We start from the raw sequence: 15,724 nt of genomic DNA, 5'->3' as shown, positions 1-15,724 counted from the left end.
TCGATGGACAACGCACTTGAGTTTTTGCTTGAGCAAGCCAAAGAGCGCGAAAATCAGGCCGCGTTGGCGCTTAGTCAAGCGCGCACTGAGCTGGAAGGCTACTACCAGCAGTTAGAGCAGATCGAAAAATATCGCCTCGACTATTGTCAGCAATTGGTCGACCGTGGTCAGCAAGGATTGACTGCCAGCCAATACTCCCATTTAAATCGCTTCTTATCTACGCTCGATGAAACGCTCTCTAAACAGAAACTGGCGGAGTCGCACTTCAAGGATCAAGTCAATAACTGTGAACAGAACTGGCTAGAGTGTCGTAAGAAGCGTCGTTCCTACGAGTGGTTGATCGAGAAAAAGCAAAACGAAAAGCAGCGCTTACAAAACCGCCGCGAACAGCAACAAATGGATGAGTTTTCTACTCTTCAATTTGGCCGCCGCAGTTTGAACTAACCTCACATCGATGATAATACATCCGCCTAAGCCTTTATTTGGCGTACTTTTTGCAAAATAACTCTGGTAACACGTACGTTAACGTAACCTAACAAACTCGGATTCAACCTGAATTAGGCTGTTTACCGTGTCTGTGCCAGATAGCGCCACCTGCGCGCACTACAGTGAGTGAAGCTCGTATGAATATTAACTTGTCATCGGTATCAGAGAGTCCCAAAGCGACTGTTGCCGCCTCAGAAGGTGGCGAGGCGACAACGGAAACATCCGAGTCTGGAGGCTTTTTTGCCAAGTTGGCGGCTTTAATCAAAGGTGAGAGCAGCCAAGAAACCAGTGAGGCTAGTGTATCTGCGGAAAAAGTCGCAGCAGAGGCTGAGGTAACGGCTGATGGTGAAGCAAGCAAAACTAAAGTGTCTAGCGAGAAAGATCAGTCGACCGAGGTGTTACTGGAGCAGAGTAACGAAGCCGATGAAACGCAGTCGGTGAAAGCCGCGAAAGACTCACCTGAAGAAAAGAGCGATGCCGCTAAGATAGTGTCAGATAACGACCAAGTCTTGCAGCGCTTAGATGAGTCGAATCGAGCGCTTAAGGCTCAAGACGGCAAAGAGTTGCCACCACAATCTAGCCGTGCAGCAGCACAAAGCGAGGCTCAGCAACCAGGCAACGAGCCAGTGGAAGCGAGCATCGATGAAGAAACCAAGCTATCGGTGTCAAGCCAAGAAGCAAAAACCAATCTCAACCAGCAGGCAACGGCAGATGCAGAGGTTGTTGACACTAATAAGTCAGTGCTTAAGGAGAACCATACACAAGCAGTGGCAGCGATTGATGGTGAAGAGGCCGACGCGTCAAGCGTGAATCAACAGCAAACCGCGACGATTCCCGCGTCTGCGCAGCGATTCATTGAACCTTCGGCAGATGAGACTCAGGTGGCGCAGCCAGCTGAAGATGATCAGGAGAATCTTACGGGTAACGGAGCAGCGGCCGCGGCTGCTGTTAGCGTAGCCGCAGTGGCTCAAAGCCAAGTTAATACAGGCGCGGAACAGATCGAGATTGAACCTCAGCAGCAAGATTCACTAAAACCCGAGCAACAAGCCGATGCTGTCGCAGAGCAGCCAGATAAAGTCGTAACAGGCTCAGCAACGGCGGTAGTAAGTGAGGCGCCAAGTGACGTGCAGGCGAGTACACTCACTTCTGCGTCGCTAGTAGCCGCTGGTGAGACAGCGACAATAGCGAAAGCGCCGCAAAGTATGGGTGCTGTGGCTGCGGGGGCTGTGTTGACGGGCGCTGCCAGCAGCGATGGCGACAGTGAGCAACAGATTTCCCCAGAGCTAGCGGCAGCATCGACTGCAGCGGCCATTCCTTGGGCGTCAGCCGAGCAAGTCAGTAGTGATGAACTGAAGCTAAAATCAGAGCTATCAGCCAAGCCTCAACAAGCCGCAGTGGCTCAGTCGGTGCACCATGCGATTGTTAATCAGCAAGCTCAAGCGCAATTCGCACAGCAAGCACTTCAGGCCAGCGCAGCTCAGGCAGTGCCATTGCCCAACGATATTGCCGCGAGTCAGTTACAACAGCTTGCTGCAGCGCCAACCGCAGCAGTAAGTCAGGACCAAATGCTGTTGAAAGCGGCGCTTGGCGCTAAAGTAGGAGCGGGCCAGCTTACAACAGGTAAAACCGAAGGCGCCCAAGCGGGCAGTGAAAGCAGCAGCGGTTTTGCCCAGCAATTAGCACAAGCGGCAGGGCAACCGGGCAGCAATGCGCTGACACAAGCCAGAGCGGATCAAGTAGCTCAAGCGCCACTGCAGCTCAATCGTGACTTGGCGGGTGAGCAAGTAGCTGAGCGGATGCAGATGATGATGTCGAAGAATCTTAAGAATATCGATATTCGACTCGATCCACCTGAATTAGGTCGCATGCAAATTCGGATGAACATGAACGGAGACGCGGCAACAGTTCACTTTACCGTGGCCAACCAGCAAGCACGCGATGTGATTGAACAGTCGATGCCAAGGCTGCGAGAGATGCTCGCGCAGCAGGGGGTTCAGCTCGGTGATACCTCAGTGCAACAGCAAGCCTCTGGACAGCAGCAAAAGCGTTATGCAGAGGGTGGACAAGGCAATCCTGGTCAAGGAGGCAGCAGTCAGGGCTTCCAAGGTGAAGAAAACCTTGAACCAGACATCAATCTTGATTTGAATGTCGCTGCAAAGCGTGATGGAATTAGTTATTACGCTTAAACTATAAAAAATGAACAAATAGAGAACGTTAAGCATGGCAGTTGAAGAAGTCGAAACAGAAGCCCCCAAGGGAAAAAGCAAGCTCCTGATCATTATTATCGCAGTGGTTGTCTTGCTTGTGGGTGGCGGTGGCGCAGCGTTTTTCTTATTGGGCTCTGACGAGGGGGGGGAAAGCCAGCAAGCGGCAGCCCAACAGGCAGTGGCGCCGGTTGATCCCGTGGCCTATGTCAATATCCCCCAACCGTTTTTGTTTAATGTGACCGGCGATAAGAGAGATCGCTTGGTGCAGATTAAGGTCCAGTTGATGGTTCGCGGCAGCGAAAACGAAAACCTTGCTCGTTACCATTCGCCGTTGATTGAAAGCTCTCTGCTGAGTACTTTTGCCTCAGCGACGCTTGAGCAACTGCGAACCACCAATGGTCGGGTCGAACTTCGCGACAAAGCCACGGATGATATCAAAGCGAGTTTGAATCGCGCCGTTGGCCAGCCGGTCATCGAACGTGTTTTGTTTACTGATTTTGTAATGCAATAGGTGACCAGTGACTGATTTACTAAGCCAAGACGAGATCGATGCGCTTCTTCACGGTGTTGACGATGTCGATGAGGTAGAAGAGGAAGAAGTTGCCTCGGACACGAGTGCCGTTGACTTTGACTTTTCATCTCAAGACCGCATTGTACGTGGTCGAATGCCGACGCTCGAGCTTATCAACGAGCGTTTCGCACGTCATATGCGAATCAGTCTATTTAACATGCTGCGCAAGACCGCCGAAGTCTCGATTAATGGCGTACAAATGATGAAGTTTGGTGAGTACCAAAATACTTTGTACGTCCCGACCAGCTTGAACATGGTGCGTTTTAGACCGCTGAAAGGCACAGCATTGATTACCATGGAAGCGCGCTTGGTCTTTATCCTAGTAGAAAACTTCTTTGGTGGTGACGGCCGTTTCCATGCTCGTATTGAAGGGCGAGAATTTACCCCGACTGAGCGTCGCATCGTACAGCTGCTGCTAAAAATTGTCTTCGAGGACTACAAGGAAGCCTGGTCACCAGTGATGGGTGTCGAGTTTGAATACCTGGATTCAGAAGTAAACCCAAGTATGGCCAATATTGTTAGCCCAACCGAGGTGATTGTTGTCAGCTCCTTCCACATTGAAGTCGATGGTGGTGGCGGTGATTTCCATGTGGTGATGCCTTACTCCATGGTTGAACCGATTCGCGAGTTGCTAGATGCCGGTGTCCAATCTGACAAAATGGAAACCGACGTACGTTGGAGCACGGCGCTACGCGAAGAGATCATGGATGTTCCGGTTAACTTCCGAGTTGATTTACTTGAACAAGATATTTCCTTACGCGATCTAATGGAGCTGCGACCGGGAGACATTATCCCAATCGACATGCCCGAGCATGCGGTGATGTTTGTTGAAGAACTGCCGACATTTCGGGTGAAAATGGGTCGTTCTGGTGAGAAGCTCGCGGTGCAAGTCTCTGAGAAGATCAAACGTCCAGATGTAGTTAAAACCGATATTGCTTTCCTCGGCAAAGATGTGATTTCTGAGCTAGAAGAAGATGAAGGTGATATGGATGAATAAAACAGAAATAGGTAACAGGTATGGAACCAAGTGACGACCAAAAATTGGCGGATGAGTGGGCTGCGGCTCTTGGTGAGGATCCATCTGCGCCAGAGATTGATGTCGATGAAGTGATGTCAGCTCAGCTTGATGAGCTCGAAGATACAGCGCCCCCGATCTCGGAAGATGAGCGACGTAAACTCGATACGATTCTCGACATTCCCGTCACCATCTCAATGGAAGTCGGGCGCTCACAAATTAGTATCCGCAACTTACTGCAACTCAACCAAGGTTCAGTAGTCGAGCTTGAGCGTTTGGCAGGCGAGTCCCTTGATGTTTTGGTAAATGGAACCTTGATTGCACACGGTGAAGTGGTGGTGGTCAACGATAAGTTCGGTATTCGTTTAACCGATGTGATTAGCCAGACTGAGCGTATTAAAAAACTCAGATAGAGTAAGGTTACTTATGAGGTTAGAAGTTAGGAAGCGCTTACTTTTTTCGCTTCTTCTACTTTCACCAACGGCGATGGCTACCACCACAGGTAGCCAACTTGACTGGGCGACCACTTTTGGGTCGCTCTTGTTCGTTATTGCCTTTATTTTGCTTTTGGCTTGGTTGCTGAAACGGATGCGTGTGCCTGCGTTGGTCAATCAAAAGGGCCTTAGTGTCGTGCGGCAAATTGCAGTCGGTCACCGAGAACGAATCATGATCGTCCAGGCCGGAGAGGAGCAATTTTTGGTCGGTGCTACGGCGCAGTCGATTCAACTCATCGCGAAGTTGGATAAGCCACTGTCTCAGGAGGAGCTAGCGGTCAGTTCGTTTTCCAATCAACTGACTCAGCTGTTAAAGAAGAATGATCACAAAGACTAAGTTATTCACGCTATTACTGGCTTGCGTCCTGTCACTGGTCACCTGGGTGGCATCAGCAGAGGAAGAGCTAGCCACTTCTGTTCCTGCGAATGTTGCGGCCACGGACTCGGTCACTGTGTCAGCGATGGAGCGTGAACAGGGCGCCTCGCGCACTATATCGACTGGGACATTTGCTGGCAGCGGTGCTGGAATACCTGCGTTCACCATGACCACTAACCCCGATGGCACCGAAGACTATTCCATCAACCTGCAAATCTTAGCCCTGATGACCATGCTCGGGTTCTTACCCGCCATGGTTATCCTGATGACCTCATTTACCCGGATCGTGGTGGTGATGTCGATATTGCGTCAAGCCATGGGTTTACAACAGACTCCGTCAAACCAAGTGATTATTGGTATTGCGATATTCCTAACGTTTTTCATCATGTCGCCGGTGCTAAGTAAGATTAATGATGATGCGATCCAGCCATACATTAACGAGCAGATCAGTGCACGCCAGGCGTTTGACTTAGCCCAAGTGCCAATGAAAGACTTCATGCTCAAGCAGACGCGAGTCAAAGACTTGGAGACATTCGTTAACATCTCTGGTTCTACCGCAACCGCACCTGAAGAGGTGTCGATGGCGGTATTGATCCCGGCCTTTATCACCTCAGAGTTAAAAACTGCATTCCAAATCGGCTTTATGCTGTTTTTGCCGTTCTTAGTGATTGACTTGGTTGTCGCCTCAGTGCTGATGGCAATGGGTATGATGATGCTGTCACCGATGATTGTCTCGCTGCCGTTCAAACTGATGCTGTTTGTATTGGTCGACGGTTGGAACCTGATTCTATCCACGCTCGCTGGCAGCTTCGCGTTGTGACGGGAGGAAGATTATGACTCCTGAAATGTTCGTCGAGCTGTTTCGTGAAGCACTGTGGATGGTGCTTATCATGGTGTCTGCGATCATCATTCCCAGTCTATTGATTGGTTTGGTGGTGGCGATTTTCCAAGCCGCGACCTCTATCAACGAACAGACGTTAAGCTTTTTACCGCGTTTGATCGTCACCCTTCTGGCGCTGATGTTATTTGGCCATTGGATGACGCAGATGTTGATGGAGTTTTTCTTTGGTCTGATTGAACGCTTACCTCAAGTTCTCTACTAGGTCCGGTTATGGAGTATCCTGCTAGCGTTGTACTTGACTGGATTGCCAACTACTTTTGGCCTTACACCCGTATTGCGGCGATGTTGATGGTCATGTCGGTGACTGGCGCTCGCTTTGTCTCGACAAGGGTCAGGCTCTACTTGGGGCTAGCGATTACGTTTGCCGTGATGCCAGCGGTTCCGGCGGTACCCGACAATATCGAACTGCTCTCTTTTGCCGGGTTTATGACCCTACTTGAGCAGATCATCATCGGTGTCGCGATGGGCACGGTGACTCAGTTTATGATTCAAACCTTTGTTATCTTAGGTCAAATCTTGGGTATGCAATCGAGTTTGGGTTTCGCTTCTATGGTTGACCCGGCGAATGGACAAAACACGCCGCTGCTTGGTCAGCTATTCATGTTCCTCTCGACCATGTTTTTTCTGGCCACAGATGGTCACTTAAAGATGATTATGCTGGTTGTGATGAGCTTTAAATCCTTGCCGATTGGCACCGGCTCTCTCACCACGGTTGATTTTCGCGAACTGGCATTGTGGCTGGGTATCATGTTTAAGGTGGCGCTGAGTATGTCGCTATCGGGCATTATCGCCTTGCTGACCATCAACTTGTCGTTTGGCGTGATGACTCGTGCTGCACCGCAGCTTAATATTTTCTCACTCGGTTTCGCGTTCGCGTTGATGGTGGGCTTGCTGCTCTGTTGGTACATTATTGCCGGCTTGTACAACCACTATGAGCTATTCTGGTTACAGGGTGAGCAGCAAATCTGTCGTTTTATTCGGCTCAACTGTTAGGAGACTAGATGGCAGAATCCGACGGTCAAGAACGTACCGAAGACGCCACGCCCAGGCGCTTGCAACAGGCTCGAGAAAAAGGGCAGGTTGCAAGGTCAAAAGAGTTAGCGTCGGTATCGGTATTAGTGGTAGGCGCCATTGCCCTGATGTGGTTTGGCGAGGGGTTGGCACGCGCTCTGTTTTCTAATATGGAGCGAATGTTTAGCCTATCGCGTGAAGAAGTTTTTGATCAGGTAAAGCTGTTCGATATCGTTTTGGGCTCACTGGGTATGCTCATTATGCCCTTGGTCCTAATTCTAGTGACGCTGTTTATTGCGGCTCTAGTCGGCGCCGCTGGTGTCGGCGGCATCAGTTTCTCCGCTCAAGCGGCAATGCCAAAGTGGTCGAAAATGAACCCACTGAGTGGGCTTAAGCGGATGGTCGGGCTGCAAAGCTGGGTCGAATTAATCAAGTCTATTTTGAAAGTCGCGCTGGTGTCAGGGATGGCTTTCTATCTCATTAACGCCGCTCAAGTTGACCTGTTTCAACTGAGCTTGGATGTCTACCCACAAAACATCTTTCATGCGCTCGATATTTTGCTCGATTTTATCTTGTTGATCAGTTGCACTTTGCTGATTGTGGTCGCGATTGATATTCCGTTTCAGATTTGGCAACACGCCAACCAACTGAAAATGACCAAACAAGAGGTCAAAGATGAGTATAAAGATACCGAAGGTAAACCTGAGGTCAAAGGCCGAATTCGAATGTTACAGCGTGAGGCTGCCCAGCGGCGCATGATGGCAGAAGTGCCGCAGGCCGACGTGATTGTGACCAACCCCGAGCACTTCTCTGTGGCACTACGCTATAAGCAAGACACGGATCGAGCGCCAATTGTGGTGGCCAAAGGGACTGACCATATGGCGCTGAAAATTCGTGAAATAGCGCGCGAGCACGATATCTACGTAGTCCCAGCGCCGCCTTTAGCGCGAGCACTCTACCATTCAACCGAGCTTGAACAAGAAATTCCAGACGGCTTGTTTACCGCCGTCGCGCAGATCCTCGCTTACGTGTTCCAGTTGAAACAGTATCGCAAGCGCGGTGGTCAGCGACCTAACTTGAAAACCGCCGACTTGCCTATTCCTCCAGAGTTAAGGCAGTAGCACTTTTCATTACTTTTCTGGAACGGACAGTAGCACCAAGAGCGCACCATCTCCGCCAAACTCCAGCGGCGCTTGATGAAACGCCATCACATCCGGATGCTGTGCGAGCCATAGTGGCGTCTTTTGCTTGAGAATGTGTTTACCGATGCCGTGTTGTACACAGGCACAAGAGATTTCATTTTTGATGCAGTAGGCAATCATTGCCCCCAGTTCTCGTTTGGCCTCCTGCTGAGTCATGCCATGCATGTCGAGAAACACATCAGGCACATACACCCCCCGACGTAGTCGCTTGACTTCATATTGTGAGACATCATCACGAGCGTAGCGAGTCGGCCCTTCTTCGCTGAGTAAGGGCACAAATTCATCAGAGAAGTAGAACTCGGTATCGCTGGCTTCACGGGCGACACGACGAATTTCTTTTTGCTTACTGTTTCTTTTTGGTTGGCGGACTATGGTATCCTGTGACAACTTTTTTACGCCTTGTACTGCATCCCTAAAAAGGGCGAAGTCGTCATCCATCTCGGTGTCTTTTTTGCTCATGGGAGTTTTATTACTATCGAACAATGCAATGTGCAGTATTGTAGCGCTTTTCGGAGGCAATTTTGGATAAGATTTTTGTAGAAGAAGCGGTTTCAGAACTTCATTCGCTTCAAGATATGATTCGTTGGACTGTGAGCCGTTTCAACGCCGCCAACCTCTTTTATGGTCATGGTACGGACAACGCGTGGGATGAAGCAGTGCAATTAATCCTACCGACTCTCTACTTGCCGATTGATGTGCCTCCTCATGTTCTCAATTCTCGACTAACCACCAGTGAGCGTATGCGTATTGTGGAGCGTGTGGTTAAGCGTATTAATGAGCGCACGCCGGTGGCTTACTTGACCAACCGCGCTTGGTTCTGCGGCCTCGAGTTCTTCGTCGACGAGCGTGTTTTGGTGCCTCGTTCGCCAATCGGTGAACTTATCCAAGCAGAGTTTCAACCTTGGTTAGTGGAGCAGCCAACCCGAATCATGGACCTTTGTACCGGCAGCGGTTGTATCGCTATTGCATGTGCGCATGCTTTCCCTGAAGCCGAAGTGGACGCGATTGATATCTCGACCGATGCGCTGCAAGTGGCGGAGCAGAACGTTCAAGACCACGGAATGGAACAGCAAGTTTTCCCTATTCGTTCCGATCTATTCCGCGATTTGCCAAAAGAGAAGTACAACCTGATTGTGTCGAACCCACCTTATGTGGATCAAGAAGACATGAACAGTTTGCCTGATGAGTTTACCCATGAGCCAGAGTTGGGTTTGGCCGCTGGCACTGACGGACTTAAGTTAGTGCGCCGCATACTGGCTAACGCCCCAGATTATCTCACCGACAATGGTATTCTTATCTGTGAAGTGGGTAACTCTATGGTGCATATGATGGAGCAGTACCCACAAATTCCATTTACTTGGTTGGAGTTTGAAAATGGGGGGCATGGCGTGTTTATGTTGACCCGCGAACAGTTGGTCGAACACAAAGATGAGTTCGCGCTTTACATCGACTAATTCTGTCTCAAATAGATAACCGAAACGCCAAGTGAGAGATCGTCTCACTTGGCGTTTTTTATGCGAGCAAAATAGCGTTTGGGGGTTTACATCAAACCGCAATAAGGCGACTATGAATTTACCAAGAATTGAAGTGTAAAGCTGTGTATACAAGCAAACGTGGTCACAGCGAATAAAGTGTTGAGGAAGTAATGGCAGGAAACAGTATCGGACAACATTTCCGAGTGACAACATTCGGAGAGAGTCATGGTATCGCACTAGGATGTATTGTCGACGGATGTCCCCCGGGTCTTGAGATCACTGAAACCGATATTCAAATCGACCTAGATCGCCGTCGTCCGGGGACTTCTCGTTATACCACTGCTCGCCGCGAACCGGATGAAGTGAAGATCTTATCAGGGGTATTTGAAGGCAAGACCACTGGAACCTCGATTGGTCTGTTAATTGAAAATACAGACCAGCGCTCAAAAGACTATTCAGAAATCAAAGACAAATTCCGCCCAGGTCATGCCGATTACACTTACCACCAAAAGTATGGTGTGCGTGATTACCGAGGGGGTGGCCGTTCGTCAGCTCGTGAAACGGCGATGCGTGTTGCGGCTGGCTCTATCGCCAAGAAATACCTCAAGCAGGAATTTGGCGTTGAGATCCGAGCTTACCTATCACAAATGGGCGACGTTGCTATCGATAAAGTGGATTGGGATGAAATAGAAAATAACCCATTTTTCTGCCCAGATGTCGACAAAGTTGCTGCATTTGACCAATTGATTCGTGATTTGAAAAAGCAAGGCGACTCGATTGGTGCCAAGCTGCAAGTGGTCGCGACCAATGTACCGGTTGGTCTTGGTGAACCCGTGTTTGACCGACTAGACGCCGATATTGCCCATGCACTAATGAGCATTAACGCAGTTAAAGGGGTAGAGATTGGCGACGGCTTTGATGTAGTCAGTCAAAAAGGCAGTGAGCACCGCGATGAACTCACGCCGAATGGCTTTGCCAGTAACCATGCTGGGGGCATCTTAGGCGGGATCTCTACAGGTCAAGACATTGTGGCCAATATCGCGCTTAAGCCAACGTCTAGTATTACGGTTCCCGGTGAAACCATTACTAAGCAAGGTGAGTCGACTCAGTTGATCACCAAAGGTCGTCACGACCCTTGTGTTGGCATCCGCGCTGTACCGATTGCTGAAGCAATGCTGGCGATTGTTGTGCTAGACCACCTGCTGCGCCATCGTGGACAAAACCATGGTGTGACTACAGAAACACCGAAAATCTAAGCGCAGACAGAACAATGAATAACGGCTTCCTCGGGAAGCCGTTTTGGTTATACCAGACGGGATAAATAGGTGATCAGATAATTGCGCAGGAAAAATCGCTGAGAGCAAGGCATAGATTGCAGCTAGCTAGTTGACCTACCTACAAAATCTATAACGACGCTATCAGCGATTTTAACCAGCAAGAATGACCAGATATTTATGCTGTTTGGTATTAGTTAGTGGATTGAGCCTTCTGCCTCTAGATGGAACGAGGGCAGGCGCCACTTAAATCGAACCGCGGCCATGCGGAAGAGATAACCAGCCACTAAAGTAGTGAGGGTGGCGGTAACATCGTTGACCCCTAACTCAAGTAGGCTTAGGTACAAGCCCGAGGCCAGTAAAGCGACCGATGCGTACAGCTCTTGATGCAGTACCAGAGGCGTTTGACGACAGATTAAATCACGCAGCAAACCCCCGAATACGCCAGTAACAAGGGCTGATACCATGCAGATCAGTGCGTGATGTCCCATCGCCATCGCGACTTTGGTCCCTATGATGCTAAACACGATTAAGCCGAGTGCGTCGAGGCGAATAAATAGCCCTTTAAGTTTGATTACCCACTTCGCAAGTCCTGTTGTTAACACCCCTGCAATGCAGGTAATCGCCAGAAATTCTGGGTTTTTCACCCACCCAAGCGGATAATGACCGAGTAAAATATCGCGCACCGTACCACCGCCAATCGCCGTCGCACTCGCAACCAACATCACGCCAAACCAATCCATCTTGCGTCGACCGGCGCTAAGTGCACCTGTCATCGCTTCTGCGGTAATACCAATAACATACAAAACACTGAGCAGCATGATGACCTCTAATACAAACAGTGAGTAGAGACTGACTTGAGCCAAAAATTAAGCGCTGAGTGTAGTGGTAAACATTGGCGCTGACGAGTGAGATTTTGTGAGCACGAAAACGTTTGTTGGATAACTATTTCTAATGTCGCCATTAACGGTGTGGATTTGCAAAACGGCGCAAAAATGCGAGAATGCCGGGCGCTAATTATTGACGCTATCAAGACTGCTATGAGCCACGACTATCGAGATCTAATTCGAATCTTTAATCATACTTTTTACTCTGACTACAACACCAAGTTGGAACTCGGAGACGATGAGCCTATTTATCTTCCGGCGGATAAGGAGGTGGGCTATCACCGAATTATTTTTGCTCACGGCTATTATGCTTCGGCAATGCACGAAATCGCTCATTGGTGTGTCGCTGGCCCTGAGCGCAGACTGCTAGAAGATTTTGGTTACTGGTATGAGCCAGATGGCCGCACTGAAGCGGTGCAAGCGGAATTTGAAAAAGTCGAGATACGTCCTCAAGCCTATGAGTGGATCTTATCGATGAGTGCTGGATTTCCATTTACCGTCAGTTGCGACAATCTCAACGGAGATTTTGAGCCAGATCGCTTGGCATTTATGCATAAAGTCCATGCTGAGGTGGGCAAGATTTTTGAGCAAGGGCTACCACTGCGGGTGAAGATGTTATCGGATGCGCTACGCAGTGACTATCAGATTGCCGAGCTTGATTACGCTATGTTTGCAGTCAAATAGCGACAAGCCGCCGAGAGCGGCTTGTGAGTGCTAGATTACTGGATAAACCATTGGGTTTCGGCTTGGTTGTTGTGATTGAGGGTGTACACAAGCGGCTGGGTATTGGGTTCCATCACCGACACGATGGCGATGAGTGAGTCACAATGATTGGGCACTTGTAACTGATAGCGACCGATGCCAGATTGCAGCGCCGCTTTCACCAAACACTTGTTGTAGTCCACTGACTCTAGGTTGCCGCCCGCATTGTCACAAATCGAAATGTAAACCTGCGATGCAGCTAAGTGGGGCAAGCTGACATCTACATCCACTTTGTAAACAGAAGTCAGATTATTGGCCGGGTCAATCTGTAGTGTGCTGAGAGAAACCGGCGTTTTACTACTCGCGGGCGCAGGTGTTGAAGAGCCCGTAGCGCCAGACCCCGATGAACCTGCAGAGTCTCCTTCTCCACCCCCGCCACCACCGCAACCGGAGAGAACAAAGATAATGGCCAGCCCAAGTCGCTTGGTTGATTGTAATTTCCACATCGTTTTATCTCCTCTAGTCGACATAAATCTTGTTGCTGTTTGGAACGGTATACCAGGTCGGTTCTGTCAAACCGCTGGCATCTTGGGCAAATTCAGCAAACCTTGAATAGGCATTAAGAATGTTTTGTTGCTCAAGTGGGTGCCGCCAAGTGGTCGGAATCTCAATCGCCCATGGCAAACCATTAGCGTTGTGGAAATGAGTTTCGCCAGTCGAGGCATCTACCCCATAGGTTTTGTATCTAGCATCAAACTTACTGGTTGGCGCCTGGTTTTTAAGGTGGATTTCAAGGGCACGTCCAGGATAGCCTCCGCTCAGTTGATTGCCCACGTCGCCGTAATAATGACCGGGTGAAGCAAAGATAAATGGGTCATAAGGGAAACTTGGCATAATGTCGGTATCCACCGCGTTTTCTAGGGCAAAGGTCAAATGCCAGGTAGGGCGATAACTGGTACCACAGCTCTCTTGAGTTCTAAACATGGTGCAGCCTTCGGCTTCGCCAGGTTCAGTGATATCCCAAAGATCCTCATGGATGATAAACACAGCATCTGTGGTATCCGTTTCTAAGCTGTCAGTTTGAAGCGTATTGTTGACATACAGCTCGACAGAGTCCGCTTTAATATCCTCACGAGCGATCCCTGGCAGACGAATCGCAAAACCAGAATGATAGTCACCGCCTAACGCTGCCACCTTTCCCTCAAGTTTGACGCGTATCACCTGATTGTTGAGTTGGTATTCGGTGAATTTGACGTTCATTAGCACGTCATTCATATCGTAATCACCCACCATAGGGTACTGATCTTCGTAGGCAAAGGTGGTGAAGCCGCCTGCACTTGGGTAAACCTCTGTAACCACGCCACTTTCAGTGACATCAATCAGGTAGTCTTCCACTTCCCCGGCTGGTACACCACCACTGGGGCCTATCCCCGATGTATTGGATAGGCGAAAACGAGCCCAGGTTTCGCCTGCCACCGCCCAAGTGGGTACCGAAAAGAAGATATCGCCAGTATTGCTGTCTACCGACTGGTCGCTGATGATAATTTCGCTCGCTTCAAATTCACCATCACGATCGAAGTCTATCCAAGCATTGAGTACCGAGCTATCTGTGGCCCCTGAGACGGTCGCGATGATTTTGCTTGTTTGACCAACCTGAATAGGCACGGGGAACTGAATCCCGTCATCGTCGTTGCTGCCATCAGAGGCGTCGTCGCTATAGGGATATGGGTTAGCGTCGGTCTCGCCATCGACCAAAGTACCAAGTTTCAGATCAGACATCCCATGCCGAGCTCCCGATGACGCAAAGGTGGTTTTATAGGAGTCAGGGGCGTCGCCAAAGTCGGTATACTCACTGGGTTCGACAGGCGCTAACGCACAGCGAGCGCCATCATTCGAGTTGCTGGATGGACCATAAGCAAAGAACTCCGCGGTTGAACCTGTGCCATCGATTGTCACTTTAAACACATAGCCGTTGCTGTTGTTGCTGGCGTAAAAGTTACCATCAACGTCGAAGTAAACCGCACCGAAAGTCAGGCGATAACCGAGCACATTCTTATCCAACAGTTGGTTAAGCCGGGTTGAAGTCCCTGCCAATACATCAATCTGCCATAGGTAGCCGTTGGCATCGATAGAATAGGCAAAGCTGTTGTCAGGGTGGAAAGCGAGGTCGTAGATGGCAGGATTGCCAAACTGGTTGGATGGAGAAGCAAGCTCCATAACCAAACTATCGAGGTCGACTTTATACAAACCGTAGTTTGGTCGGTAGCCATACCAGGCGTTTTCATCGAGTGACACATCACCAACATAAATCGCAGTGGGGGCGCCAACTGGCTTGGTAATGTCCAACAAGGTTTTGCTAAACGTGGCGTCAATACGAGAGAGTGAAGCGCTGCCGTAATCCCATCCATAGATAAAGTCATCGTGCTTGCTGTAACCGACACCGTTAAGCTTATCTAAGCCTAAATTGGAATCTAAAGTGATGTAGCTGCCGACATCGATGTTCACACCATAAGCCACGGGGGTTCCGGTTGGGTTTTGGATCAAGAAGGCTTGTGTCGGGCACTGCGAAAAAGGCATTTGTGCGAAAACCGCCGGCGAGCCAGTTAAAGCGATGGTAACCATAGCGGCTTGATAAGCGGTGGGGGTGATTCTCATTGGTGCTTCCTCGCTAGTTTATGATCAACATATGAGAAAGTGCACAGGGTGTGCCATAGGTGTCAGCCCCGCTATCACAGGGGTTTGCGTTGCAATTCTCAATGTGAGAAGCTTGGCGTTCTTTTTTGAGATGCAAACTGACTAGGCGTTAACGCACCATGATTATTGAATTTGAAGAGAAGCTACTTGAGTTAATTGATGCTCGGATTGAATCGGCATCGGATGACGAATTATTTGCTGGTGGCTATCTACGTGGGCATATTTCTCTCTCTGCAGCCACATGTGAGGAACAGGGCATTAATGATGTCGAGCAACTGAAAGTGCTGATTCAACAAAGTTTAGATACCGCTCGCTCCGAGTTAACGCCAGCTGACCGCACCATAGTCAACGATCTTTGGCTTGAGCTGGTCAATCAAATCTAATTTACGATTTAGTTATAAAGGGTTGCACAGGCAACCCTTTTTCATT

The 15,724-nt window shown here is 49.5% G+C and carries 18 protein-coding genes; 14 read left to right on the top strand and 4 right to left on the bottom strand.

Annotation, left to right across the window (positions count from 1 at the left end):
* Nucleotides 1-3: 3 nt before the first annotated feature.
* The 10 genes from fliJ (at nucleotide 4) to flhB (ending at nucleotide 8,182) form a co-directional block, all read left to right on the top strand.
* The gene (gene fliJ / locus MTO69_RS09430) at nucleotides 4-444 is read left to right on the top strand and encodes a flagellar export protein FliJ (RefSeq protein WP_248328645.1); all 441 of its coding nucleotides are present in this window, start codon (nucleotides 4-6) and stop codon (nucleotides 442-444) included.
* A gap of 179 nt (nucleotides 445-623) precedes the next feature.
* Nucleotides 624-2,672, top strand: coding sequence for a flagellar hook-length control protein FliK (locus MTO69_RS09425; RefSeq protein WP_248328643.1), 2,049 nt, complete (start codon nucleotides 624-626; stop codon nucleotides 2,670-2,672).
* A gap of 34 nt (nucleotides 2,673-2,706) precedes the next feature.
* Nucleotides 2,707-3,204: a flagellar basal body-associated protein FliL gene (gene fliL, locus MTO69_RS09420; RefSeq protein ID WP_248328641.1), complete on the top strand. Its 498-nt coding sequence runs from the start codon at nucleotides 2,707-2,709 to the stop codon at nucleotides 3,202-3,204.
* Nucleotides 3,205-3,211: 7 nt separating this feature from the next.
* Nucleotides 3,212-4,261 carry a flagellar motor switch protein FliM gene (gene fliM, locus MTO69_RS09415; protein WP_248328639.1) on the top strand — a complete coding sequence of 350 codons (1,050 nt, stop codon included), beginning with the start codon at nucleotides 3,212-3,214 and terminating at the stop codon, nucleotides 4,259-4,261.
* A gap of 20 nt (nucleotides 4,262-4,281) precedes the next feature.
* Nucleotides 4,282-4,692, top strand: a complete 411-nt coding sequence (fliN, locus tag MTO69_RS09410; RefSeq protein WP_248328637.1) for a flagellar motor switch protein FliN — start codon at nucleotides 4,282-4,284, stop codon at nucleotides 4,690-4,692.
* 13 nt (nucleotides 4,693-4,705) lie between these two features.
* Nucleotides 4,706-5,110, top strand: coding sequence for a flagellar biosynthetic protein FliO (fliO, locus tag MTO69_RS09405; RefSeq protein ID WP_248328635.1), 405 nt, complete (start codon nucleotides 4,706-4,708; stop codon nucleotides 5,108-5,110).
* Nucleotides 5,094-5,969, top strand: a complete 876-nt coding sequence (gene fliP / locus MTO69_RS09400; protein WP_248328633.1) for a flagellar type III secretion system pore protein FliP — start codon at nucleotides 5,094-5,096, stop codon at nucleotides 5,967-5,969. The genes fliO and fliP overlap by 17 nt, the downstream gene beginning before the upstream one ends.
* 13 nt (nucleotides 5,970-5,982) lie before the next feature.
* The gene (gene fliQ, locus MTO69_RS09395) at nucleotides 5,983-6,252 is read left to right on the top strand and encodes a flagellar biosynthesis protein FliQ (RefSeq protein WP_248328631.1); all 270 of its coding nucleotides are present in this window, start codon (nucleotides 5,983-5,985) and stop codon (nucleotides 6,250-6,252) included.
* An 8-nt stretch (nucleotides 6,253-6,260) separates the two neighbouring features.
* Nucleotides 6,261-7,043: a flagellar biosynthetic protein FliR gene (gene fliR, locus MTO69_RS09390; RefSeq protein ID WP_248328629.1), complete on the top strand. Its 783-nt coding sequence runs from the start codon at nucleotides 6,261-6,263 to the stop codon at nucleotides 7,041-7,043.
* An 8-nt stretch (nucleotides 7,044-7,051) separates the two neighbouring features.
* A complete protein-coding gene (gene flhB, locus MTO69_RS09385; protein WP_248328627.1) occupies nucleotides 7,052-8,182 on the top strand; it encodes a flagellar biosynthesis protein FlhB in 1,131 nt (376 codons plus the stop codon).
* A gap of 9 nt (nucleotides 8,183-8,191) precedes the next feature.
* Here the strand turns inward: flhB and smrB are convergent, their stop codons facing one another.
* Nucleotides 8,192-8,722: an endonuclease SmrB gene (gene smrB / locus MTO69_RS09380; protein ID WP_248328625.1), complete on the bottom strand. Its 531-nt coding sequence runs from the start codon at nucleotides 8,720-8,722 to the stop codon at nucleotides 8,192-8,194.
* 62 nt (nucleotides 8,723-8,784) lie between these two features.
* Here smrB and prmB point away from each other — a divergent pair, with 62 nt between their 5' ends.
* Both prmB and aroC read left to right on the top strand, forming a co-directional pair.
* Entirely contained in the window at nucleotides 8,785-9,717 is a 933-nt protein-coding gene (gene prmB, locus MTO69_RS09375) for a 50S ribosomal protein L3 N(5)-glutamine methyltransferase (protein ID WP_248328623.1), read from the top strand.
* Between the two features lie 191 nt (nucleotides 9,718-9,908).
* The gene (gene aroC, locus MTO69_RS09370; protein WP_248328621.1) at nucleotides 9,909-10,994 is read left to right on the top strand and encodes a chorismate synthase; all 1,086 of its coding nucleotides are present in this window, start codon (nucleotides 9,909-9,911) and stop codon (nucleotides 10,992-10,994) included.
* A 215-nt stretch (nucleotides 10,995-11,209) separates the two neighbouring features.
* Here the strand turns inward: aroC and MTO69_RS09365 are convergent, their stop codons facing one another.
* Nucleotides 11,210-11,833, bottom strand: coding sequence for a trimeric intracellular cation channel family protein (locus tag MTO69_RS09365; RefSeq protein ID WP_248328619.1), 624 nt, complete (start codon nucleotides 11,831-11,833; stop codon nucleotides 11,210-11,212).
* 219 nt (nucleotides 11,834-12,052) lie between these two features.
* Here MTO69_RS09365 and MTO69_RS09360 point away from each other — a divergent pair, with 219 nt between their 5' ends.
* Nucleotides 12,053-12,583, top strand: a complete 531-nt coding sequence (locus tag MTO69_RS09360) for an elongation factor P hydroxylase (protein ID WP_248328617.1) — start codon at nucleotides 12,053-12,055, stop codon at nucleotides 12,581-12,583.
* A gap of 35 nt (nucleotides 12,584-12,618) precedes the next feature.
* On the opposite strand, the gene MTO69_RS09355 is transcribed toward MTO69_RS09360, so the two are convergent.
* Nucleotides 12,619-13,107 carry a hypothetical protein gene (locus MTO69_RS09355; RefSeq protein ID WP_248328615.1) on the bottom strand — a complete coding sequence of 163 codons (489 nt, stop codon included), beginning with the start codon at nucleotides 13,105-13,107 and terminating at the stop codon, nucleotides 12,619-12,621.
* 13 nt (nucleotides 13,108-13,120) lie between these two features.
* A complete protein-coding gene (locus tag MTO69_RS09350) occupies nucleotides 13,121-15,256 on the bottom strand; it encodes an LruC domain-containing protein (RefSeq protein ID WP_432715635.1) in 2,136 nt (711 codons plus the stop codon).
* Between the two features lie 158 nt (nucleotides 15,257-15,414).
* Between MTO69_RS09350 and MTO69_RS09345 the strand changes: the two genes are divergently transcribed.
* On the top strand, nucleotides 15,415-15,678 hold the full coding sequence (locus MTO69_RS09345) for a YfcL family protein (protein ID WP_248328613.1): 264 nt from the start codon (nucleotides 15,415-15,417) through the stop codon (nucleotides 15,676-15,678).
* The last annotated feature ends 46 nt before the right edge of the window (nucleotides 15,679-15,724 follow it).

The organism is Vibrio sinaloensis (assembly GCF_023195835.1).
GTDB classification, from domain to species: domain Bacteria; phylum Pseudomonadota; class Gammaproteobacteria; order Enterobacterales; family Vibrionaceae; genus Vibrio; species Vibrio sinaloensis_C.
This window is presented reverse-complemented; position numbering and strand designations above follow the sequence as displayed.

Bases quoted from the DNA above. Each gene is read 5' to 3' on its own strand.
- MTO69_RS09350 (WP_432715635.1), bottom strand. From the start codon at position 15,256: ATGAGAATCACCCCCACCGCTTATCAAGCCGCTATGGTTACCATCGCT.
- MTO69_RS09360 (WP_248328617.1), top strand. From the start codon at position 12,053: ATGAGCCACGACTATCGAGATCTAATTCGAATCTTTAATCATACTTTT.
- fliN (WP_248328637.1), top strand. From the start codon at position 4,282: ATGGAACCAAGTGACGACCAAAAATTGGCGGATGAGTGGGCTGCGGCT.
- aroC (WP_248328621.1), top strand. From the start codon at position 9,909: ATGGCAGGAAACAGTATCGGACAACATTTCCGAGTGACAACATTCGGA.
- fliR (WP_248328629.1), top strand. From the start codon at position 6,261: ATGGAGTATCCTGCTAGCGTTGTACTTGACTGGATTGCCAACTACTTT.
- smrB (WP_248328625.1), bottom strand. From the start codon at position 8,722: ATGAGCAAAAAAGACACCGAGATGGATGACGACTTCGCCCTTTTTAGG.
- MTO69_RS09355 (WP_248328615.1), bottom strand. From the start codon at position 13,107: ATGTGGAAATTACAATCAACCAAGCGACTTGGGCTGGCCATTATCTTT.
- MTO69_RS09425 (WP_248328643.1), top strand. From the start codon at position 624: ATGAATATTAACTTGTCATCGGTATCAGAGAGTCCCAAAGCGACTGTT.
- fliO (WP_248328635.1), top strand. From the start codon at position 4,706: ATGAGGTTAGAAGTTAGGAAGCGCTTACTTTTTTCGCTTCTTCTACTT.
- fliQ (WP_248328631.1), top strand. From the start codon at position 5,983: ATGACTCCTGAAATGTTCGTCGAGCTGTTTCGTGAAGCACTGTGGATG.
- fliP (WP_248328633.1), top strand. From the start codon at position 5,094: ATGATCACAAAGACTAAGTTATTCACGCTATTACTGGCTTGCGTCCTG.
- flhB (WP_248328627.1), top strand. From the start codon at position 7,052: ATGGCAGAATCCGACGGTCAAGAACGTACCGAAGACGCCACGCCCAGG.
- fliL (WP_248328641.1), top strand. From the start codon at position 2,707: ATGGCAGTTGAAGAAGTCGAAACAGAAGCCCCCAAGGGAAAAAGCAAG.
- MTO69_RS09345 (WP_248328613.1), top strand. From the start codon at position 15,415: ATGATTATTGAATTTGAAGAGAAGCTACTTGAGTTAATTGATGCTCGG.
- MTO69_RS09365 (WP_248328619.1), bottom strand. From the start codon at position 11,833: ATGCTGCTCAGTGTTTTGTATGTTATTGGTATTACCGCAGAAGCGATG.
- fliJ (WP_248328645.1), top strand. From the start codon at position 4: ATGGACAACGCACTTGAGTTTTTGCTTGAGCAAGCCAAAGAGCGCGAA.